The following is a 22,198-nucleotide window of genomic DNA, read 5'->3' as shown; positions in this document are numbered from 1 at the left end:
TCTACATAAATCTCAAAATTTATTTAGACGATGGAATGAAACTCTGGCCCAAGGCGAACATCAACGGGTTTGGCAATGGGCCGGCTGATTGTGCTGTAGAGCATTAACGCTTACAACGCCAGGAGTCAGCCGTTTCGATTTCAGGAAGCTTAACTTGAATCTTTCTAATCTAACATTGATTGACACCTGAGTTGATTAATTTTGATGGGAAGGTCAAGGATTAATATTTTTTGTCGTTAAAAAAAACTTGCTCTTTAATTTAAAAACAGCAAACACAGCCTAATGATGCGATGCGATTACTTGAAACTTTTTAAAATATTCCTAATAAGTATTTTGAATCTATAACGTCACTCAAGTTTATTCCATTTGATACCTTTCTAAATCTGTTAATTTATGGTGTCATGCCGTTGCTCGTTTCCCCGCAATACTCGCACTCAGGCATTGTAAGTTCCCTGTAGTCGGGGCGAAGTTTTCCCCAACACGTATGAACAACTCGGTATCACCGGCTTGCCCTGTGCAACCGCAGCCACCCCAATTCACGGTAAAATTCCAGCAGGCATTAACAAAACTATAAAAAGGTAGACGGCACAGTTATGGGACTGATTACTACGGGGGGCGGGTTAATCCGTGATCTGGAAAAGCACGGGGCGCTGGGACTGTATGTACCATTAGAAGGGGGATATGAAGGGCGCTATCAGCGGCGGGTAAGGGCAGCCGGCTATAACACTTACAACCTTTCTGCGCGGGGTTTAGGGGATTTGGCAGCCTATTTAACCGGCACTCATGGAGTACGTCCCCCTCACCTCGGTAAAAAAGGTACGGGCAATGAGGGTGCAGTTGGCTATACCTATTATGTGCCGGCACTGATTAGCACTCAATTAGCGCACTTACCGCCTAAGTCAAAAGGACTGGTGCTTTGGATGTTGGAAGGACAGATCTTGTCGCGCCAGGAAATTGAATATTTAACGACTTTACCTAGCATAGAACCACGAGTGAAAGTTGCAATTGAGATGGGTGGCGATCGCGTCTTCCGGTGGATGCCGCTTAAAAATATGTTGGTTCCTGCTTAAGGGGAAAGAAGGAGGGGGGAAACCGATTCGCCAACCCCCTACTCCTTAAATCATCTGGCTGGGTTTAATACCTTTAAAGAAAACTAAGTCTATTGGGGAGATACTTATGCTAGAAAACCGTGACTATACCTTAATTATTGACAAAAGCGGCAGTATGTCCACGAAAGATCAGCAGGGGGGTAAAAGTCGCTGGGTTGCGATGCAGGAGTCTGCCCTGGCTTTAGCGAGTAAATGTGAGGAATTTGACCCCGATGGATTAACAGTTTACTTGTTTTCGGGTCGGTTTAAACGCTACGACAACGTTACCTCCAACAGAGTCTCCCAGATATTTCAAGAAAATGAGCCTTCTGGAAGAACTGATTTAGCCGGCGTCTTGGTTGATGCCCTTAATAGTTATTTTCAACGCAAAGCAGCCCGCCAGACGAAAGCCAATGGGGAGACAATTTTGGTGGTGACAGACGGGGAACCGGATGATCGCAAAGCCGTGATGAAAGTCATCATTGAAGCGTCTCGCCGGCTGGATCGCGATGAAGAATTGGCAATTTCATTCGTGCAAGTCGGTACAGATGCCACTGCGACTCAGTTTCTCAAAGCGCTGGATGACGATCTGCAAGGTGCCGGCGCGAAGTTTGACATTGTCGATACTATCACGATGGATGATATGGAAGATCTGACCCTGACAGAAGTATTGCTCAATGCCATTATTGATTAAGAGCATCTACTCAAGAAAGCATTCAGCCGGCAGCCGCTGAAAATCTTGCTGGCAGAAGACGTGAGACTGGGGAATGATTCTGAAGCGCCAGAAACCCTCCAGTTGTCACCTTTTACAGTTGATCCCTGATAGCTGAATGCTTGCTTATCAATATCATTGTTGCAATGGTTGTTAAAAACCTTTAGGGGTTAAATTTATGGACTCGATAGAGCGCTTATTAGCTGACGTTAGAACAGAATATCAGAGTTCTGTGGAGCCGGCAGAATCAAAAATACCGCCTAACTTAACTGCACAAACCTCTGCAGCGCCGGCTGCTGGTGAAAAGGTATTGCTCAGCAATTTTTCTACTTTACCGGAAGATAACTTATTAGCCGAACTTAAGCGCGAGTATGAAGAGACAAATGCTCTAAGTTCTGTGAAGCCGGCCAAAGTAAACGCATTGCCTGATTTAACCGAGGAAATTTCTGCACTCCCCCAACTTCTCTCACCTACTATACACGAAAACGGGTTGCAGAACAATTTAGTTTCTTTACCAGAAAATAACTTATTAGCGGAACTTAAAGGCGAGTACGAGGAGGAAGCCAAAGCTGAGGAACAGAAGAGACAGCAACAGCTTAAAGAAGAACAGATCCGGCAGGAAAAGTTAAAACAGCAACAGCGGGAAGCAATCAGCAAGCAAGCGCAAGCGTGGTTAAAAACCTTAGATCCTCTATCAGATGAAGGACTGTGGTTTGAAGAGTTTGCTTATAAATATCCGTCAAAACAAGAAGCGGCGATTGATTATTTGCAAGCTTTGCAGGAAGCCCCGTAAAAGCGATTTTAGAAAATTGAAATCGGAAAATCTAAAATTGCTTCGGGATTGTTGAGAAAGTGGGATAGGCTAGATTCAGAAGCCATGATAACACAGGAGGTTTTCTCTTGGTAAAAGGAGGTAATACTTTGGAAGCTCGTGATTACACCTTAATCATCGATAAAAGCGGCAGTATGTCTACTCCAGAGGCAACTGGCAGAAGTCGCTGGGATACGGCACAGGAGTCTACCTTGGCACTCGCGCGAAAATGCGAGCAATTTGATCCAGATGGAATTACAGTTTACCTATTTTCAGGCAAGTTCAAACGCTACGAAAATGTAACTTCTAGTAAAGTTGCACAGATTTTTCAAGAAAACGATCCATCAGGGACAACAAACCTGGCTGCTGTCCTGCAAGATGCCACCAGTAATTACTTAAAGCGTAAAGCAGGAGGTCAAATAAAAGCAAATGGTGAAACAATTTTAGTCATAACAGATGGAGAACCCGATGATCGTAGGGCGGTGATGAAGGTAATTATTGATACCTCCCGTCAAATGGATCGAGATGAAGAATTGGCGATCTCATTTATTCAGGTTGGCAATGATCAAACAGCCACCCGGTTTCTGAAAGCTTTGGATGATGAGTTGCAAGGTGCCGGCGCGAAGTTTGATATTGTCGATACAGTCACCCTGGATGACATGGAAGGGATGACTTTAACAGAAGTGCTGCTGAATGCGGTTTCAGACTAACTCGCCATGAATTTTTTGATTAATTCTCCAAATCAGTAATTTATACAAGGACGGGTTTAAACAAAATAGACTTTCCCTGAGAAAGCTAATTCCCTAAACCCGTCCTTACCGGCAGCCAGATTATGATTTTGGGGAATAACCTACACTCATTGCTAACAACTAACCTTTGAAAGGTCAATTATGGCAGTAGAAAATCGGGATTTTACATTAATTATTGATAAAAGCGGCAGTATGTCTACCCCAGATCAGGTAGGTGGCAGAAGCCGTTGGGAAGCAGCGCAGGAGTCTACTTTGGCGCTAGCACGAAAATGTGAACAATTTGATCCAGATGGGATTACAGTTTACCTATTTTCCAGCCGGTTTAAACGCTACGAAAATGTAACTTCTAGTAAAGTTGCACAGATTTTTCAAGAAAATGATCCTGCCGGCACAACAAACCTTGCTGCTGTGTTGCAAGATGCAACAAATCAATATTTTCAGCGTAAAGCAGCGGGACAAATAAAAGCCGGCGGAGAAACTATTTTAGTGGTGACAGATGGGGAACCCGATGATCGCAAAGCCGTGATGAAAGCCATTATTGAAGCATCTCGCCGGATGGATCGCGATGAAGAACTTGGCATTTCTATCATACAAGTTGGATCGGACGCCACCGCCAGCCGATTTTTAAAGGCATTGGATGATGAGTTGCAAGGTGCCGGCGCAAAATTCGATATTTGCGACACGATTACCATTGATGATATGGCAGATATCACTCTAGCAGAAGTGCTGCTCAATGCCATTAATGATTGAGTAGATATGCAATTAACTTGCATATTGTGTGGGAGAGAGCCATAAAACCCGTAAGCAAAAGTTAAAAGCTATTTTCCCTTAAAGCGTAAAAAGTGACGAACCAAAATTCAAGCTCGTCACTTTTCACTGTCTTTTACCTTTAACTTTTATCTCTACCGCACCCGCACCACTCCCATACACCACCCAATAAAATATGCAAGATAGATGATTGAAAGCTTAAAGGGCGACTCATCTTGCCGCTAAGCGCTTATCCTATACATTGCGCCCAACTTTTATCATCCTCCTTTTGACAGAGATATCTAGGTACATTTTTGCCAGATAATGAGCAGAGAACTCACCGGCATCAACTTCCTAAAAGCCTGAGATTTCACCAGCAATCACCGGCAGCCGGTATCTAAAGACGTAAATACAGGGTTGCAAAAAACAGTCGTTCCCTTTCTCTACGCTCAAGGCTATATACCACTAGACACAAGCAGAGAAGGGAAGATGGGGAAAAGTCTCTATCACCCATCAACAGGCGACTCGAACCAAGACTAGCTAGCAGGTTAACGGCTGCTAGTTATTCGCTTACTTAGGGGAATATTATCAAACTTTCCTGTTAAATCGCTACTTGTAATAAGTAAATCTAATAATTATTCGCCCACCACCGCTCACTCATCAACCGGCAAAAGGAATCAGCTATGTCAAGCTCACAAGCAGTCCAAGAACGTACAGACGATTTAGATGAAAAGCAGCTATTAAGAACTCTTGCCGCTGTCAAGAAAGGTGACTTTTCTGTGCGGATGCCCCTCGACCAAACCGGCATAGCAGGTAAAATTGCGGATACGCTCAACGATATCATCGAACTTAATGAAAGGATGGCCGCCGAATTAGAGCGAATCGGCACCGTTGTGGGTAAAGAAGGCAAAATTACCCAGCGGGCATCGCTTGGAAACGCCGGCGGTTCTTGGACAGCAAGCGTTAATTCTGTCAATACTCTAATCACAGATTTAGTTCAGCCCACAGCCGAAACTGCCAGAGTCATTCGGGCCGTTGCAAATGGTGATTTATCGCAAAAGATCGCACCTGAAATAGAAGGCCGGCCCCTAAAAGGAGAATTCCTTCAAACTGCCAAGATTGTCAACACAATGGTTGATCAACTGAGTTCCTTCGCCTCAGAAGTAACACGGGTGGCGCGAGAAGTCGGTTCAGAAGGGAAATTAGGCGTGCAAGCCGAAGTTCAAGGCGTCGCCGGCACCTGGAAAGATTTAACGGATAGCGTTAACTCAATGGCCGGTAATCTGACAGCCCAGGTGCGGAACATTGCCGAAGTCACGACAGCTGTAGCTAATGGCGACCTTTCTAAGAAAATTACGGTTGACGTAAAAGGTGAAATTTTAGAGCTGAAAAACACCATAAACATCATGGTGGATCAGCTCAACTCCTTTGCTTCAGAAGTAACACGGGTGGCGCGAGAAGTCGGAACCGAAGGCAAATTAGGTGTGCAGGCAGATGTGCGCGGAGTCGCCGGCACTTGGAAAGATTTAACGGATAGCGTTAACTCAATGGCGGGTAATCTGACAGCCCAGGTGCGGAACATTGCGGAAGTGACAACGGCTGTAGCTAATGGGGATCTTTCTAAGAAAATTACGGTTGACGTAAAAGGTGAAATTTTAGAGCTGAAAAATACCGTCAACATCATGGTGGATCAGCTCAACTCCTTTGCTTCAGAAGTGACACGGGTGGCGCGAGAAGTCGGTTCGGAAGGGAAATTAGGCGTACAAGCAGAAGTTCGAGGCGTTGCCGGCACCTGGAAAGATTTAACGGATAGCGTTAATTTCATGGCCGGCTCATTAACCGCCCAGGTGCGGAATATTGCCGAAGTCACGACAGCTGTAGCTAATGGCGACCTTTCTAAGAAGATTACCGTAGATGTCAGAGGTGAAATTTTAGAGCTGAAAAACACCATAAACATCATGGTCGATCAGCTCAACTCCTTCGCCTCGGAAGTGACGCGGGTGGCGCGAGAGGTGGGAACCGAAGGCAAATTAGGTGTACAAGCGGAAGTCCGAGGCGTTGCCGGCACCTGGAAAGATTTAACGGATAGCGTTAACTCAATGGCCGGCAATCTGACAGCCCAGGTGCGGAATATCGCGGAAGTGACGACGGCTGTAGCGAACGGGGATTTGTCTAAGAAAATTACGGTTGACGTAAAAGGTGAAATTTTAGAGCTGAAAAACACGATTAACATCATGGTGGATCAGCTCAACTCCTTTGCCTCAGAAGTAACGCGCGTGGCGCGAGAGGTGGGTTCGGAAGGGAAATTAGGCGGTCAAGCAGATGTTAAGGGGGTCGCCGGCACCTGGAAAGATTTAACCGATAGCGTAAATTTCATGGCCGGCTCATTAACCGCCCAAGTGCGGAATATTGCCGAAGTCACGACGGCTGTAGCGAACGGGGATTTGTCTAAGAAAATTACGGTTGACGTAAAAGGTGAAATTTTAGAGCTGAAAAACACCATCAACATCATGGTGGATCAGCTCAACTCCTTTGCCTCAGAAGTAACGCGCGTGGCGCGAGAGGTGGGTTCGGAAGGGAAATTAGGCGTACAAGCAGAAGTCCGAGGGGTAGCCGGCACCTGGAAAGATTTAACCGATAGCGTTAACTCAATGGCCGGCAATCTGACAGCCCAGGTGCGGAATATCGCGGAAGTGACGACGGCTGTAGCTAACGGCGACCTCTCTAAGAAAATCACCGTAGACGTTAGAGGTGAAATTTTAGAGCTGAAAAACACGATTAACATCATGGTGGATCAGCTCAGCTCGTTTGCCTCGGAAGTGACGCGGGTGGCGCGAGAGGTGGGAACCGAGGGTAAATTAGGCGTGCAAGCGGAAGTGCGAGGGGTAGCCGGCACCTGGAAAGACTTAACCGACAACGTGAACTCAATGGCCGGTAATCTGACAGCCCAGGTGCGGAACATTGCAGAGGTGGCAACCGCAATCGCAAATGGCGACCTCTCCAAGAAAATTACTGTACAGGTTAAAGGCGAAATTTTAGAGCTGAAGAACACCATCAACGTCATGGTGGATCAGCTCAGCTCGTTTGCCTCAGAAGTAACACGGGTGGCGCGAGAAGTCGGTTCGGAAGGGAAATTAGGGGGTCAGGCAGATGTGCGCGGCGTTGCCGGCACCTGGAAAGACTTAACAGATAGCGTGAACTTCATGGCCGGCTCATTAACCGCCCAAGTGCGAAATATTGCCGCTGTGACGACGGCTGTAGCAAATGGTGACCTTTCTAAGAAAATCACGGTTGACGTAAAAGGTGAAATTTTAGAGCTGAAAAACACGGTCAACGTCATGGTGGATCAGCTCAACTCCTTCGCCTCAGAGGTGACGCGGGTGGCGCGAGAGGTGGGAACCGAAGGGAAATTAGGTGTACAAGCGGAAGTGCGAGGGGTGGCCGGCACCTGGAAAGACTTAACCGATAGCGTTAACTCAATGGCCGGTAATCTGACAGCCCAGGTGCGGAATATCGCGGAAGTGACGACGGCTGTAGCGAACGGGGATTTGTCTAAGAAAATCACGGTTGACGTAAAAGGTGAAATTTTAGAGCTGAAAAACACGATTAACATCATGGTGGATCAGCTCAGCTCGTTTGCCTCGGAAGTAACGCGGGTGGCGCGAGAGGTGGGAACTGAAGGGAAGTTGGGCGTGCAGGCGTATGTTAAGGGGGTCGCCGGCACTTGGAAAGACTTAACCGACAACGTGAACTCAATGGCCGGCAATCTGACAGCCCAGGTGCGGAACATTGCCGAAGTGACGAAAGCTGTTGCAAACGGCGACCTCTCGAAGAAAATTACCGTCGATGTCAAAGGCGAGATTTTGGATCTGAAGAACACCATCAACGTCATGGTGGATCAGCTCAGCTCGTTTGCCTCAGAAGTCACGCGGGTGGCGCGAGAAGTCGGTTCGGAAGGGAAATTAGGCGGTCAGGCAGATGTCAAGGGCGTCGCCGGCACCTGGAAAGACCTCACCGACAACGTGAACTCAATGGCCGGCAACTTAACCGCCCAAGTGCGAGGTATCGCCCGCGTGGTGACGGCAGTTGCCAATGGTGACTTGAAGCGAAAACTGATGCTGGAGGCAAAAGGGGAAATTGAAACCTTAGCCGACACGATCAACGAGATGATCGACACGCTGGCGACCTTTGCCGATCAAGTTACCACAGTGGCGCGAGAAGTGGGGATTGAAGGGAAATTGGGCGGTCAGGCCAAAGTGCCTGGTGCGGCGGGAACCTGGAGGGCGCTAACCGACAACGTGAACGAACTGGCAGCAAATTTAACCACCCAGATCCGAACGATTGCTGAAATTGCAACCGCCGTGACGAAGGGCGATTTGACCCGAACCATTAACGTCCAAGCAGAAGGCGAGGTGGCCGTCCTCAAAGACAACATCAACCAGATGATTGCCAACCTGCGAGAAACAACGCAGAAAAACACTGAGCAAGACTGGTTGAAGACCAATTTGGCTAAGTTTACCCGGATGCTACAGGGTCAGCGAGACTTGGAGACGGTTTCCAAACTTATCCTCTCAGAATTGGCTCCATTGGTTTCTGCCCAACATGGGGTGTTCTACCTCATGGAAGCCGGTGTGGCGCATCAACCCTTTTTGAAACTTCTCAGCACTTATGCTTATCGCGAGCGCAAGCATCTGGCGAATCAGTTCCACTTGGGTGAAGGATTGGTCGGACAGTGTGCTTTGGAAAGGGAACGAATTCTGCTGACTGAGGTGCCGAGCGACTATATCAAAATCAGCTCTGGGTTAGGGGAATCCACTCCGCTCAATGCCGTTGTGCTGCCGGTGTTGTTTGAGGGGCAAGTGACGGCGGTGATTGAATTAGCCTCCTTCCGGCGCTTTAGTGAGATTCACCTCACATTCTTCGATCAACTGACTGAAAGTATTGCCATCGTGCTCAATACAATCGCTGCCAGTATGCGGACTGAGGAATTACTCAAACAGTCCACAGCACTGGCAGAAGAACTGCAAACTCAGCAAAAAGAACTGACAGAGACGAACAAGCGATTAGAACAGCAAGCTCAATCGCTGAAAGCCTCTGAGGAACTGCTGAAGAACCAGCAGGAACAGTTGCAGCAAACCAACGAAGAACTTGAAGAAAAGGCGCGGTTGCTGTCGATTCAAAACCGGGAAGTTGAACGCAAGAATCGGGAAATTGAACAGGCGCGACGCTCTGTGGAAGAGAAAGCCGAACAGTTGGCGCTTACTTCTAAATACAAGTCGGAGTTTTTGGCGAATATGTCGCACGAGTTGCGGACGCCGCTCAACAGCTTGTTAATTTTAGCTCGCCTACTGTCGGATAACGCCGATGGCAATCTCAGCGCCAAGCAAGTGGAATACACTCGCACGATTCATTCTGCCGGCACGGATCTGCTGGGGTTAATTAATGACATCCTCGATTTAGCCAAAATTGAATCGGGAACCATGTCAGTGGAAATCGATCCGCTGCTGTTCACAGATTTGTCGAACCAGATGGAGCGAACATTCCGTCAAGTCGCCCAAGATAAGGGCTTGAACTTCAGCCTTGTGTTTGATGAGAAACTGCCAAGGGCGATTTATACCGACTCGAAACGCTTGCAGCAAGTGCTGAAAAATCTGCTCTCCAACGCCTTTAAATTTACAGACTCTGGAGAGGTGCGGTTGCGAGTTGAGCTGGCAACCCAAGGATGGAGTCCTGAGCAGGAGACATTAAATCGCGCTGAGACGATCGTTGGTTTCTCGGTGATGGACACCGGCATCGGCATCGCCCCTGAAAAGCAAAAAGTCATTTTTGAAGCCTTCCAACAGGCAGATGGCACCACCAGCCGCAAATATGGCGGCACCGGCTTGGGCTTATCCATCAGCCGCGAAATCGCCCGACTCCTCGGCGGAGAAATTGTCTTAGTTAGCAGCCTCGGCCACGGCAGTACCTTTACGCTTTACTTGCCCCACACCTATATGCCTCCCGCGAACCCTGCCAAGCCAGAAGAATTGCATTATTTGTCGCTGGATCGCGGGGATTCCGAAGGGGGGCACAGCAACAATTTCCCACAATCCCGGCAGTGGAATCCAGACAGGCGCAGGGAAGAAGGCTGGTCGCTTCGCTCCGCGAATCCGGAGAATTCCACCCCCAGCAGCACTCCTGAGGCAGAAGTCTTAGCACAGTCCAAGAACGACCCTTCCTCCTTAGCGATCTCGCAGCAACTGAGTGATGATCGCGATAATATTCATCCGGGCGATCGCGTGCTGTTGATTGTGGAGGATGACATGAACTTCGCCCGCATCCTGTTAGATATGGCACGACAGGTCGGCTTTAAAGGGTTGGTGGCGCTGCGTAGCGAAGCCGGCTTGGCGATGGCCCACGAATTGAAACCCCACGCCATCATGCTCGATATCCGGCTGCCAGGAATGGACGGCTGGACGGTTCTTGATCGCTTAAAGCACGACCCGGCAACGCGTCATATCCCGGTTCATATTCTCACGGTTGAGGCGGCGCGGCAACGGGGGTTGAAAATGGGAGCACTGGCTTATCTACAAAAGCCTGTTACCCGCGAGGCGCTAATTGAGGGGTTGGTGAATATCAAAAGTTTTGTTGAGCGTCCGGTGAAGAACTTGCTGGTTGTGGTTGTTAACGAAAATCAGCGTCAAAATATTGTCGATTTGATCGGTAACAGCGACGTCGCAACCACTGCGGTGGGAACGGGTGAGGAGGCGCTCTCAGCCCTAAAGGCAGGGACGGGTGAGGCGGTAGGCCGGCACTACGATTGTGTCGTCATCGATTTGGATCTACCCGATATGAGTGGGTTAGAACTGATTGAGCAGCTCACTCAGGAGTTTACCGCCGGCTCACGGGGTGTTGTGCCTCTACCCATTATCGTTTATACCGACAGAAGCTTAACTGAACAGCAAGCATTTGAACTCAAGCGGATTTCTGAAAGCATCATCATTAAAGCTTTGGGTTCGCCAGAAACTCTATTTAATGAAACCGCTTTGTTCCTGCACCGGGTTCAAGAGAATTTGCCTGAACCCAAACGACAGATGATCGAAAAGCTGTATCAAATAGACCCGCTTCTGGTCGGCAAAAAAGTCTTGATCGTAGATGACGATGTCCGCAATATCTTCGCGCTCACCAGTATGTTAGAGCGCCATCAAATGCAGGTCTTATATGCCGAAAACGGTTCTGATGGCATTTCGATGTTGCAAAAAATATCTGACATTGATGTTGTCTTGATGGATGTAATGATGCCAACAATGGATGGGTATGAAACTATGCGCCATATCCGCAAAATTTCTAACTTCCGGTCTCTCCCCATTATTGCCCTGACGGCTAAAGCTATGAAAGGTGATCGGGAAAAATGTCTGGAAGCCGGTGCGTCTGACTACATTACCAAGCCGGTTGATACTGAGCAGTTGCTCTCACTGCTGCGGGTCTGGCTCTATCGGTAAGCAGAGAAAATGAAGGATTGAGAACCTCAAAAATTCTCAATTCTTAACTTCCAAATTTTAAAGTTAAAGGTTGAAGTGTCAATTTTAAATCCGCCATGTCTCACGTTTTATTAGTTGATGATGAAGAACCACTTCGGGCGAGTCTCACGTTTTCTTTAGTCCAAGAAGGCTATAAAGTGATGACAGCAGGAGATGGGCTAAGCGCACTAGAAATGGTGAAACAAAAAGTGCCAGATATCATTATCTTGGACTTGATGTTACCGGGAATGGATGGAATGGAACTTTGCTGGCGCATTCGTGCTTTCTCTGAGGTTCCTATTCTGATCTTAACTGCCAAAGATCACGATGCAGACAAAGTTTGGGGGTTAAAAGCCGGCGCAGATGACTATCTCACCAAACCTTTTAACACTCGTGAGTTGATCGCCCGAATCGAAGCTATTCTGCGCCGGTGTACTCGCAGCTCAAACTCTTCGCAAACAAAATCATAATGTGATCGCCATAAATGGATAAAATCGTGCATAATATTTGGCGTTGAGATTCACGATGCAAGTGAGAAACAGAAAGGTATCGTTCGCTTTTCTAACAAGTTTTTTATTAGGTTTGCCCTCTGTTTCTCTGCAACCATAAAAAAGTGCAATTAATAAATTTTTGGCTTATCGAAATCGAAAGCTAAATGCCGGCACAAGTCTCAATCCTTTATAACAAATCGTCCCTAACGAATCGCCTTAAGGAGGTGAGTTACCATTCGGATTAAATGGAATTCCATTCACGCCAAACTTTTAGCCACTTATTTGGGGCTAACTGCACTCGGTACATCGCTCCTAGCCGGCTACCTTTTGTGGGCTTTCCACGCCTCTTTCATGAAAACAAAACAGGCAGAATTAGATACGTGGTCTACCGCTTTGAGTGAAAGCGTAGCCGATGCGCTCGAAAACAACGATTTGATGCAAGTGGAATTGCTCGTGAAACGCTACGGCGCACCCGAAACCATCAATCTGCGAATCTTTGGGCCAGAAGGTCGCCTCTTGTCTACCTCCTCTCCCGAAATAGATTGGCAAATAACCGACTGGTTAGAAATTCCAGGCGTTAGAGAAGGACTTAAAAACAAGCGGGTGCGAGGCTTTGGCAAAGGTGTTCTTTCAAACGATGACAGAGTGTTTGCCGTGCAGCCACTGAACCGCAACGGTCAAATGATCGGTCTGTTGCGGATGTCCCTAACCCTCAGTCAGTTCCAGCGCCAGTTTAGAACGGTCATTTCTACAGTTCTAGGAACCCTGCTCTTAACGTTCTTACTTTGTGGTGCAATTAGTTTATGGCTCGCTCGCAGCATGGCTACACCGATCCAAGCTATGTCCCGATTTGCCGTGCGCCTTGGCAGTGGTCATTTAGGTGAGAAACTCAACATTTTTGGCAGCGATGAACTTGGACAATTGGCCATTGAATTGAACCGGATGAGCGAACGGCTGGCTTCACTCGATAACGAACGGCGATCGTTCCTGGCAAATGTATCTCACGAACTCCGCACTCCAGTGAGCAATGTTAAAGTGACTCTCGAAGCCCTAGAAAGGGGAGCCGCTGAAGACCCGGAGTTACGCACCCGGTTTATCCGAACCGCACAGGATGAAACAGTGCGCCTGTCACGACTGATCCAAGATTTGCTGGATTTAGGCCGGCTTGAAGCCGGTGTTGTTCGTTTGGAGGAGCAACCTTTGAGTCTTCAATCTCTCATCAACCGAGCTGTCAGTGCAATGGAACTGCGGGTGCAATCCAAAGGAATGAGCATCCAGCAAGATATTCCAGACGTGCAGATCCAAGGCGATCCAGAACGCTTACTGCAAGCTTTTTTAAACATCCTGGATAATGCGATTAAGTATTCCGTGTCAAACTCTAGAATATTTGTTTCTGGTCAAGTAGAAGGCTGTAAAGTTGCTGTACAAATCCGAGATCAGGGAGCCGGGATCAGCGAAACCGATCTTCCCCATATTTTTGAAGAGTTTTATACAGCAGACTCCTCTCGCAAGAAAGGTGGAACCGGCTTGGGACTGGCCATTGCTCGGCGTATTGTTGTAGCCCACGGAGGAAATATTAGCGTTCACAGTAAAGCGCCTGAAGGAGCGGTATTTACGGTTTTTCTGCCCCTCACTTCTTAAAAGTCTGAGTGGAGCAGTTTGAATTTTTTATTTTTTATGTAAATCGTGATTCCGCTTAGATTAAAAGAGTGAGCTAATTTCCACTCAATTCATTAACAGCTATCTTTTTTACATCCATTTAATTTATCTAAGGTACAACTTGAAATTGCAAGTCTAACCTTATTATTCATTTTACCTGTTTAACTATTTATCCACTAGACAATATGCAAGCCGAACAAAAAGTTAACATTCTCCTCGTTGATGACCATCCCAAAAACTTGCTGGCCTTAGAAGCCATCCTAGAAGGACTCGATCAGAATTTAGTTAAAGCTCAATCTGGCGAAGAAGCTTTAAGATGTTTGCTTCATCAAGATTTTGCGGTTATCCTGCTTGATGTCCAAATGCCAGGGATAGATGGATTTGAGACAGCAACGCTGATCAGAGAAAGACAACGGACGCGGCTCACCCCGATTATTTTTCTAACAGCATTTAGCAAAAGCGATTCATTTGTATTTCAAGGTTACTCTCTGGGGGCGGTAGATTACCTGTTCAAACCCATTGAACCAGAAATCTTAATCTCTAAAGTTTCAGTATTTGTTGACCTGTTCAAGAAGACAGCAGAAGTCAAAAGACAAGCCGAAGAAATTTATAGTCTGAATACAGAGTTAGAACAACGAGTCCTGGAACGAACCGCCCAATTAGAAGCAGCAAACCGGCTCAAAGATCTATTGTTAAAAAGCGAGCAAGCAGCACGCACCCAAGCTGAAGCCGCAGAACAGCGTTTTCGCGATTTAGTCAATGGTTTAGGTCACACAATCTTTTGGGAAGCCGATCCCTTCACTGAGAAATTTACATTCGTCAGCCAGAGTGCTGAGCAAATTCTGGGCTATCCCCTTGACAAATGGACAAGCGAACCAAATTTCTGGCTGCAGCTTTTCCATCCCGATGATCGGGGTTGGGCGCAAGCTTTAGCGAAAACGGAAACCCTCGAAGGTAGAGATCATCAGTTTGAGTATAGGTGTGTGGCAGCAGATGGTCAGGTACTGTGGTTGCGAAACAGAGCATATATTGTTCGCGATAGCGAAGGCGCTGTCGTGAAGGTGCGAGGACTGATGATTGACATCACTGAAGCTAAGCAAGCAGAGGAAACACTTTCAGCACGCGCTGAGGAACTCGCCCGCTTGACGATTGTGCTGACGCAGACGAACGCGGCTTTGGAGAAACGCAACCAGGAACTCGATCAGTTTGCGTATGTGATCTCCCACGATTTGAAAGCGCCACTGCGGGCAATTGCTAACCTCTCACTGTGGCTGGAAGAAGATTTGGGCGACAAGCTGGGCGAGGACACGCAACACCAAATGAATCTGCTGCGAGGGCGTGTTCATCGCATGGAAAATTTAATTAATGGTATCCTCGAATACTCCCGTGTGGGGCGCTTGCAGACGGAGTTAGAAACGGTCTCTGTAGAGGTAATCCTCAAAGATGTGATCGATTCTGTTGCTCCGCCACCCACGTTTACGGTTGAAGTTTGCCCTGGAATGCCAACGTTAAAAACCTCGCGGTTGCTTTTAGAGCAAGTTTTTTCTAATTTGATCAGCAATGCCATCAAACACCATGATCGTCCAGATGGTTGTGTGAAGGTCACATTTCAAGAGAAAAAAGATTTCTACGAGTTTTCTGTAGCCGATGATGGGCCGGGGATTGCGCCACAATATCACGAGCGAGTGTTTGTCATTTTTCAAACGCTACAATCACGCGATACGACAGAAAACACCGGCATTGGGTTGTCTTTGGTCAAGAAAATTGTTGAAAGTGAAGGCGGCACCATTTCTGTAGACTCTCAAGAAGGTCAAGGGACAGCCATTCGCTTTACTTGGCCAAAGATCGGCAAAAAAACGGAATAAGACCTAGAGGATGCTCGCTCAATTGGGAGGGGCTGATCATCAGGTGACCGGCCTAACCAACAATTTTTGAGGATTCCAGGTGGGCCAGCTCAGAATCAATTGCTCAGAATTTGCCAAGAAAGTTGTTAGCTAGACCTACGCATTTGAAGGGTGTTCATAGATTTCTTGAACATTTAAATATTCTTAACAAAAATCTCAAATAAATTGCTCAGCCTCTAAATCCGGCAGTTTTACTTGAATCGTTGCAATGAATGTCCCTAGACAATTGGTCTGGGATCGATAGGGATTATTGAACCAAAATGTTATCCCCACAGGCTCTTTGAGCTGAAAATAGTGCATCGGCTCGCTTGATCCGAGCCTGCCGGCTAGGGGTTGTTTGTGCGTAGCCGCTTATTTTTTTGCTTTTTGTTCGTATTTTTATAAAAATTAATATATAAATTATGTTCAAAATATTTAATAAAGCTTAAAAAAGAATAGAAAGAAGATTAAGCGGTATTATGACGAGTAAGAACGATACAAAGAGCGTTTAAGCCCTGATCTATCGATTTAACCCCTTTCTTTTCAGGGGAATATGGACAATAATGCTTTCAACAACAAGAACAGGCGAAAGCAAAGCTGAACTGAAAGAGCAGCTTAAAAGTGCCGGCCAAGGGCGGCATTGCATAGAAATTAAAGATTTGAGACGCAATTATTTAAGGAGAGCACTAGGGTGAAACTAGCAGTTTACGGAAAAGGCGGAATCGGTAAATCTACAACCAGCTGTAACATCTCGGTTGCCCTGGCACGTCGCGGCAAAAAAGTGTTGCAAATCGGCTGCGATCCGAAACACGACAGCACTTTTACCCTCACCGGCTTCTTGATTCCCACGATTATTGACACGCTGCAAGAAAAGGATTTTCACTACGAAGACGTTTGGCCAGAAGACGTCATTTATAAAGGCTATGGCGGCGTTGATTGCGTAGAAGCTGGCGGGCCTCCTGCTGGTGCCGGTTGTGGGGGTTACGTCGTGGGCGAAACCGTGAAACTGCTCAAAGAACTCAACGCCTTCGACGAATACGACGTGATTTTATTTGACGTTCTTGGAGACGTGGTTTGCGGTGGGTTTGCGGCCCCCCTCAACTATGCCGACTACTGCATGATCGTCACCGACAACGGATTTGATGCTCTGTTTGCTGCCAACCGAATTGCAGCATCCGTGCGGGAAAAAGCCCGGACACACCCCTTGCGCCTCGCCGGCTTAATTGGTAACCGCACCTCTAAGCGCGATTTGATCGAAAAATATATCGAAGCCGTACCGATGCCGGTGCTGGAAGTTTTGCCGCTGATTGAAGATATTCGCGTCTCTCGCGTCAAAGGCAAAACTTTGTTTGAAATGGCAGAGACAGACCCCTCCCTCAACTACGTCTGCGACTACTACCTCAACATCGCCGACCAAATTCTGGCTCGTCCAGAAGGCGTAGTGCCCAACGACGCCCCAGATCGGGAGTTGTTCACCTTGCTGTCTGACTTCTACCTCAACCCCACCCAGCCCAAAGTTACCAGCGAAGAAGAATTAGACCTGATGATGGTATAGCTCACAGCAGCACACCCAAACAACCAGGATAAGAGGGAGCGAGGGTTGCTGATTGGCTAGTATGATTCAGTACAAGACTGCGGTTCTTGAAACAAAAAAAAATCATACTTTGTTGCAGCAAGACGGGGGATAGCAACTATGGCTTTTTTCGATGACTTCTCAAGTGCTTTAAAACAAAAGTGGTTGCAATATTACCAAGCCAATCATGACTGGCTGAGCCTGCATATCAAAGTGGCAGCCGTTAAAACCCCCGATGGTGGCAGACGCCCCACTTCTTACTTCATCCTGGGCGCGATGAATGCGCTAGAACCCAAGCTAGCGCAGTTAATGTTGCCGTTTTCTAAGCTAAATCCAGATGCAGAAACCCTGATAGAAGTGTTGGGGTTGAATTTCGATCCAGACATCGCACTCGGTAATAACCCAACCGGCGAACCGGCAGTTTATGAAGAGCAACCGGCACCCATACCCGTCTCGACACCGGCATCCACAAGCCCAGCTACCGAAACCTTAGATGAGTTAACGGGTGAAAACTTGGGCTTACCACTCGCAGCGGCTGCCGGTGTTGGCGTGCTCGGTGTAGCCGCCGCCGCAGTGGCAATGATGCAAGACACCACCGATGAGTTTGAAGAAGACTTACCCGATGATGAGTTGGGAGGGATGGGTCTTACTGGCTTAGCAGAGTCTACCCCTGACTTTGATGAAGAGTCTTCCGACGATGACGATTTGGTGGATATGGGGCTTGATGCGCTTGATGAAGAATCTTCTGATAACTTCGGGGCGGTGGCTGTTGCTGACTTCGGTGAAGATATATCCGATGATGAGCTAGGTGGCATCGGCCTTGATGAGCTTGATGAAGAATCTACTGATGACTTCGGCGCAGTCGCTGTCACGGGCTTTGATGACGATACATCCGATGATGAGCTAGGTGGCATCGGCCTTGATGAGCTTGCTGAAGAATCTACTGATGACTTCGGCGTAGGGGCTGTCACGGGCTTTGATGACGATACATCCGACGATCTCAGCGATATGGGCTTGGGCGATCTCGATGACGAGTCCACCGATGATTTTGAAGTCGTCGTTTCCGACGATCTCAATGATATGGGCTTGGGAGGGTTGCCAGAAGCGTCCAGCGATGCGTTTGGAGCCGGCGTTTCTGACGATCTTGATGATATAGGCTTGGGCGATCTTGATGACGAGTCCAGCGATGCGTTTGGAGCCGGCGTTTCCGACGATCTCGATGATATGGGCTTGGGCGATCTTGATGACGAGTCCAGCGATGCGTTTGGAGCCGGCGTTTCCGACGATCTCGATGATATGGGCTTGGGCGCTCTCGATGACGATTCTACCGATGCGTTTGGGGACATGGATCTAGGCGATCTCGGTGATGATATGTCATCTCTGGGCGATGAGGGTTCAGAGGATGACTTGGGTGATATGAATTTTGGGGATTTAGGTGAAGATTCCTCTGACTTGGATGAAGCCGATCTGGATGCGCTGGCACGGGACGAATGGGATTCGGACGATGATCCAGAAATGAAAGATTTGCTGTCAGGTTTGTGAGGACTTGTTCAACCTTCAATTTCAGCAATCCTATAAGGAGAAAAACGTTATTTTATGACTGTTGCTCAACCAGAAGCGCTCAATTTTGAGTGTGAAACCGGCAATTACCATACCTTTTGTCCGATTAGCTGCGTCGCGTGGCTATACCAAAAAATTGAAGATAGTTTCTTTTTGGTGATTGGCACGAAAACCTGCGGCTATTTTCTCCAAAACGCAATGGGGGTGATGATTTTTGCAGAACCCCGTTATGCAATGGCAGAGTTGGAAGAAGGTGATATTTCAGCTCAACTAAATGATTATGATGAGCTGAAGCGGTTGTGCTTGCAAATTAAGCGAGATCGCAACCCCAGTGTGATCGTTTGGATCGGCACTTGCACGACTGAAATTATCAAAATGGATTTGGAAGGCTTGGCTCCTAAGTTGGAAGCCGAGATTGGAATTCCGATTGTGACGGCTCGTGCCAATGGGCTAGACTACGCGTTTACCCAAGGGGAAGATACGGTGCTGGCGGCGATGGCGGCTCGTTGCCCGGATAAAGCGCCAGTGGGAGAAACCCAGAAAAATGAGGGGAATGCGATTCAAAAACTGCTCAACTTCGGCAAAAAGAAGGAAGAAGTAGTAGCAGACGAAGCGGAATATGTCAACCATACGCCGCTGGTTCTTTTCGGTTCGCTGCCTGATCCAGTGGTGACGCAATTGACACTGGAGCTGAAGAAGCAAGGAATTAAAGTCTCTGGGTGGCTGCCTTCCAAGCGTTATACCGAACTGCCGGTGATTGAAGAAGGCTATTTTGTGAGCGGAGTGAATCCTTTCCTCAGCCGCACTGCAACGACTTTGATGCGCCGGCGCAAGTGCAAACTGATCGGCGCTCCCTTCCCGATTGGGCCAGATGGCACCCGCGCTTGGATTGAGAAAATCTGCTCGGTATTAGGCATTGAACCCAAGGGACTGGATGAGCGGGAAGCGCAAATCTGGGCAAATCTGGAAGACTACCTCCAGATCATTCGCGGCAAGTCTGTCTTCTTTATGGGTGACAACCTGCTGGAAATTTCTCTGGCACGCTTCTTGATTCGCTGTGGCATGACTTGCCCAGAAATCGGGATTCCCTATATGGATAAGCGCTATCAGGCTGCTGAGCTGGCTTTGCTAGAGAAGACTTGCCATGAAATGGGTGTGCCGCTACCTAGGATTGTCGAGAAGCCGGATAATTACAACCAAATTCAGCGGATTAAAGAAATTGGTGTGGATCTGGTGATCACCGGCATGGCGCACGCCAACCCCTTGGAAGCGCGGGGGATTAATACTAAGTGGTCTGTTGAGTTCACATTCGCTCAAATTCACGGCTTTACGAATGCCCGTGACATTTTAGAATTGGTAACTCGTCCACTTCGCCGCAACAACAGTCTCAAGGATTTGGGTTGGGATAAGTTGGTGAGGGACGAAGCCAAAGTTTAAAGTTTGAATTCGCTCTCATTGCTTGATAGGGGTACGAGAACCGTGCCCCTTTTTTATATTTTTTGAGTTAGATCAATCAGAATTCAGGAGCGCATTGAGCTTTCTTGCGGTTCCTGGGGGCAATGACAGGTGGGCAAATTTAAAGGGATTTCCATATTAGGAAGTTGCGAGTTATCGCCACTATTCTTTTTGTCTTCATTCGCCTGAGAATTGGCTCTAATTAACCGACCGCGAATAGAATTGAGCTGCTTTTGAGTGTTAACAGCTTCTCGCGGTTTCGGAACTTCATTGTTTGGCCAATTGGGTAAATCAAAGCAGGGACAGGCTTCTGGCGGCATTCCCTGAGTCGGCAGAGGGACGGGCATGGTGCAACGAGAACACATCACCAATTCCCAAGCCGATGTTAGCAACTCCGCAATGGTTTGATCCGTTCCTTCCAAATTGCAATCCCCTGATTCTGGAGCAGTAATTTTCTGCCAGCATTCTTCAAATTCAGAGCTATAGCGCTCACCGTTGAAGACTGGTTTGGGCAGCAAAACTTCCTGACCATTGCGAATCACAACTTTCTTGCCCAACTGAAACCAATACGCAAGATATTGTCTGACTTGATGTTCGGATGCCATAGGTAATGTTTAAGTGAGTTTAACGAAAAAAGGAGTGAAACCTTGTCGGTTTTGTGAATTCGCAAATCCCCCGCGCTTGGGTGAGTGAGTTCTGCTTATTTACCTATAATGTGGATTAATTATTTTTGGAATCCTCCATTTGAAAGATTTAGCTTGTGCAAGCTAAATTAAATATACTAGCTACTTTCAATAAAATCACTTATTTTTAATTTAAATTCATTAAAGTAAAAGTTTAAACTTTTTAATTGATTTTGTTCATTATTCATTACAGCTAAAAATAAAAAATACAATATTAGTAAAAAATAGTTAAATGACGTTGATCGGTTTCATTTTTCCTAATAAAACCCATTTCCGATGTGGCTTTCAGTCTTGTTAGCATGGCTCAATTTATTCAAAAAATGCTTAATTTCGAGGAAAAACAGCCAAGAATATACTTTCCTAATGTTAACTAAAGCTCGAAGGCTTAAAAAAATTGCAATTTTATATCCTGTGTTTAACAGAGAGTAGTTAAGGCACAAGGATGCAGATAAGCGACACAGTTCAAATTTTGAAAGCGGCTTATTTCTATCCTAGCGCTTATGCCCGATGGTCGGCACAGACTCAGACTTTAGACAGAATGGAACATGGTTTAAGACTAGGACGGGCTGTTGGGCTACACCGGCAGCGGAGAACCGAGGACGCTGAGGTTTAAGACATGGCCGCCTGTAACCAGATAAACAGGATTGGCAATTGCACCCAACCGACGAACTAACTGGCCAAGTCTGTCGCGAAAGGTGCGACCGAGAGGGTATGCCGGCACCACGCCCCAACCCGTTTCCTCAGCCACAAAAATCACTTCGCCGGCAACGTCATCTAAACTGGTCAGCAAATCTTGCAAAGTCTTCTCCCAGTCAGCATCGTCTTGATCTAAAAGGTTTGCCACCCAAGTTCCTAGGGAATCAACCAGTAGGCAAGTGTCGGTTTGGGAGAATGAGCGAATTGTGGCCGGCAACTCCACCGGCACTTCTAGAGTCCTCCAGGCGGCAGGGCGGCGATGCCGATGTTGTTCGATGCGAGTCTGCCACTCCACATCAGCGGGATCACGCTGCGCTGTGGCCACATAAATTACGGATGTGCCGGTGTGCGCCGCCAGAGTTTCCGCCCACTCACTTTTGCCAGATCGGGCCGGGCCGGTAACCAGGGTGACTCGCCCCGGCAATGTAGCTTCAGTGTTCATCAAGGATAAACTAGGGATTGATTTTCTAAGGCTTATTGGTCAGTCGTCATTATAGGGTGTCACTTGTTAAGGGTTTATCAAGGCGGACAATTATCTTTTTCCCAATGCCCATTAGCAACAACCCACTGCGGACATCCGGCAACGACTCAC

Annotated in this window: 14 protein-coding genes; 12 read left to right on the top strand and 2 right to left on the bottom strand. The window is 47.4% G+C overall.

Annotated elements, in window-relative coordinates; genetic code table 11:
• The first annotated feature begins 593 nt into the window (after positions 1 to 593).
• From H6F73_RS01950 to H6F73_RS01895, 12 genes are all read left to right on the top strand, one after another.
• Positions 594 to 1,070, top strand: coding sequence for an NAD(P)H-quinone oxidoreductase subunit N (locus H6F73_RS01950; RefSeq protein WP_190757153.1), 477 nt, complete (start codon positions 594 to 596; stop codon positions 1,068 to 1,070).
• A 106-nt stretch (positions 1,071 to 1,176) separates the two neighbouring features.
• A complete protein-coding gene (locus tag H6F73_RS01945; RefSeq protein ID WP_190757152.1) occupies positions 1,177 to 1,782 on the top strand; it encodes a VWA domain-containing protein in 606 nt (201 codons plus the stop codon).
• A gap of 196 nt (positions 1,783 to 1,978) precedes the next feature.
• A complete protein-coding gene (locus tag H6F73_RS01940; protein ID WP_190757151.1) occupies positions 1,979 to 2,593 on the top strand; it encodes a hypothetical protein in 615 nt (204 codons plus the stop codon).
• A gap of 128 nt (positions 2,594 to 2,721) precedes the next feature.
• The gene (locus H6F73_RS01935) at positions 2,722 to 3,321 is read left to right on the top strand and encodes a VWA domain-containing protein (protein WP_190757150.1); all 600 of its coding nucleotides are present in this window, start codon (positions 2,722 to 2,724) and stop codon (positions 3,319 to 3,321) included.
• 180 nt (positions 3,322 to 3,501) lie between these two features.
• The gene (locus tag H6F73_RS01930; protein ID WP_190757149.1) at positions 3,502 to 4,110 is read left to right on the top strand and encodes a VWA domain-containing protein; all 609 of its coding nucleotides are present in this window, start codon (positions 3,502 to 3,504) and stop codon (positions 4,108 to 4,110) included.
• A 680-nt stretch (positions 4,111 to 4,790) separates the two neighbouring features.
• Complete coding sequence (locus H6F73_RS01925) at positions 4,791 to 11,588, top strand: HAMP domain-containing protein (RefSeq protein WP_190757148.1); 6,798 nt, start codon at positions 4,791 to 4,793, stop codon at positions 11,586 to 11,588.
• 95 nt (positions 11,589 to 11,683) lie between these two features.
• A complete protein-coding gene (locus H6F73_RS01920) occupies positions 11,684 to 12,076 on the top strand; it encodes a response regulator (RefSeq protein WP_190757147.1) in 393 nt (130 codons plus the stop codon).
• Between the two features lie 372 nt (positions 12,077 to 12,448).
• Positions 12,449 to 13,738 (top strand): HAMP domain-containing sensor histidine kinase, encoded by a 1,290-nt coding sequence (locus tag H6F73_RS01915; RefSeq protein ID WP_242072304.1) that lies wholly within the window; start codon positions 12,449 to 12,451, stop codon positions 13,736 to 13,738.
• Between the two features lie 203 nt (positions 13,739 to 13,941).
• On the top strand, positions 13,942 to 15,621 hold the full coding sequence (locus H6F73_RS01910) for an ATP-binding protein (RefSeq protein ID WP_190757146.1): 1,680 nt from the start codon (positions 13,942 to 13,944) through the stop codon (positions 15,619 to 15,621).
• 709 nt (positions 15,622 to 16,330) lie between these two features.
• Positions 16,331 to 17,194: a ferredoxin:protochlorophyllide reductase (ATP-dependent) iron-sulfur ATP-binding protein gene (bchL, locus tag H6F73_RS01905; protein ID WP_190757145.1), complete on the top strand. Its 864-nt coding sequence runs from the start codon at positions 16,331 to 16,333 to the stop codon at positions 17,192 to 17,194.
• 138 nt (positions 17,195 to 17,332) lie between these two features.
• On the top strand, positions 17,333 to 18,754 hold the full coding sequence (locus tag H6F73_RS01900; protein ID WP_190757144.1) for a DUF5331 domain-containing protein: 1,422 nt from the start codon (positions 17,333 to 17,335) through the stop codon (positions 18,752 to 18,754).
• A 54-nt stretch (positions 18,755 to 18,808) separates the two neighbouring features.
• Positions 18,809 to 20,209: a ferredoxin:protochlorophyllide reductase (ATP-dependent) subunit N gene (locus tag H6F73_RS01895; protein ID WP_190757143.1), complete on the top strand. Its 1,401-nt coding sequence runs from the start codon at positions 18,809 to 18,811 to the stop codon at positions 20,207 to 20,209.
• Between the two features lie 83 nt (positions 20,210 to 20,292).
• Here the strand turns inward: H6F73_RS01895 and H6F73_RS01890 are convergent, their stop codons facing one another.
• Together H6F73_RS01890 and cobU are read right to left on the bottom strand one after the other, a co-directional pair.
• Positions 20,293 to 20,832, bottom strand: coding sequence for a hypothetical protein (locus tag H6F73_RS01890; protein ID WP_190757142.1), 540 nt, complete (start codon positions 20,830 to 20,832; stop codon positions 20,293 to 20,295).
• A 652-nt stretch (positions 20,833 to 21,484) separates the two neighbouring features.
• The gene (gene cobU, locus H6F73_RS01885) at positions 21,485 to 22,048 is read right to left on the bottom strand and encodes a bifunctional adenosylcobinamide kinase/adenosylcobinamide-phosphate guanylyltransferase (protein WP_190757141.1); all 564 of its coding nucleotides are present in this window, start codon (positions 22,046 to 22,048) and stop codon (positions 21,485 to 21,487) included.
• Positions 22,049 to 22,198: the final 150 nt, after the last annotated feature.

This window comes from Microcoleus sp. FACHB-68 (assembly GCF_014695715.1).
Taxonomy (GTDB): domain Bacteria; phylum Cyanobacteriota; class Cyanobacteriia; order Cyanobacteriales; family Oscillatoriaceae; genus FACHB-68.
Note: the sequence above shows the minus strand (reverse complement) of the source record. Positions and strands in the feature narration are given on the sequence as shown.

What these genes read in the sequence shown, in the direction of transcription:
- H6F73_RS01950 (WP_190757153.1), top strand. Translation starts at nt 594, where the DNA reads ATGGGACTGATTACTACGGGGGGCGGGTTAATCCGTGATCTGGAAAAG.
- H6F73_RS01945 (WP_190757152.1), top strand. Translation starts at nt 1,177, where the DNA reads ATGCTAGAAAACCGTGACTATACCTTAATTATTGACAAAAGCGGCAGT.
- H6F73_RS01940 (WP_190757151.1), top strand. Translation starts at nt 1,979, where the DNA reads ATGGACTCGATAGAGCGCTTATTAGCTGACGTTAGAACAGAATATCAG.
- H6F73_RS01930 (WP_190757149.1), top strand. Translation starts at nt 3,502, where the DNA reads ATGGCAGTAGAAAATCGGGATTTTACATTAATTATTGATAAAAGCGGC.
- H6F73_RS01925 (WP_190757148.1), top strand. Translation starts at nt 4,791, where the DNA reads ATGTCAAGCTCACAAGCAGTCCAAGAACGTACAGACGATTTAGATGAA.
- H6F73_RS01920 (WP_190757147.1), top strand. Translation starts at nt 11,684, where the DNA reads ATGTCTCACGTTTTATTAGTTGATGATGAAGAACCACTTCGGGCGAGT.
- H6F73_RS01915 (WP_242072304.1), top strand. Translation starts at nt 12,449, where the DNA reads ATGAAAACAAAACAGGCAGAATTAGATACGTGGTCTACCGCTTTGAGT.
- H6F73_RS01910 (WP_190757146.1), top strand. Translation starts at nt 13,942, where the DNA reads ATGCAAGCCGAACAAAAAGTTAACATTCTCCTCGTTGATGACCATCCC.
- H6F73_RS01900 (WP_190757144.1), top strand. Translation starts at nt 17,333, where the DNA reads ATGGCTTTTTTCGATGACTTCTCAAGTGCTTTAAAACAAAAGTGGTTG.
- H6F73_RS01895 (WP_190757143.1), top strand. Translation starts at nt 18,809, where the DNA reads ATGACTGTTGCTCAACCAGAAGCGCTCAATTTTGAGTGTGAAACCGGC.
- H6F73_RS01890 (WP_190757142.1), bottom strand. Translation starts at nt 20,832, where the DNA reads ATGGCATCCGAACATCAAGTCAGACAATATCTTGCGTATTGGTTTCAG.
- cobU (WP_190757141.1), bottom strand. Translation starts at nt 22,048, where the DNA reads ATGAACACTGAAGCTACATTGCCGGGGCGAGTCACCCTGGTTACCGGC.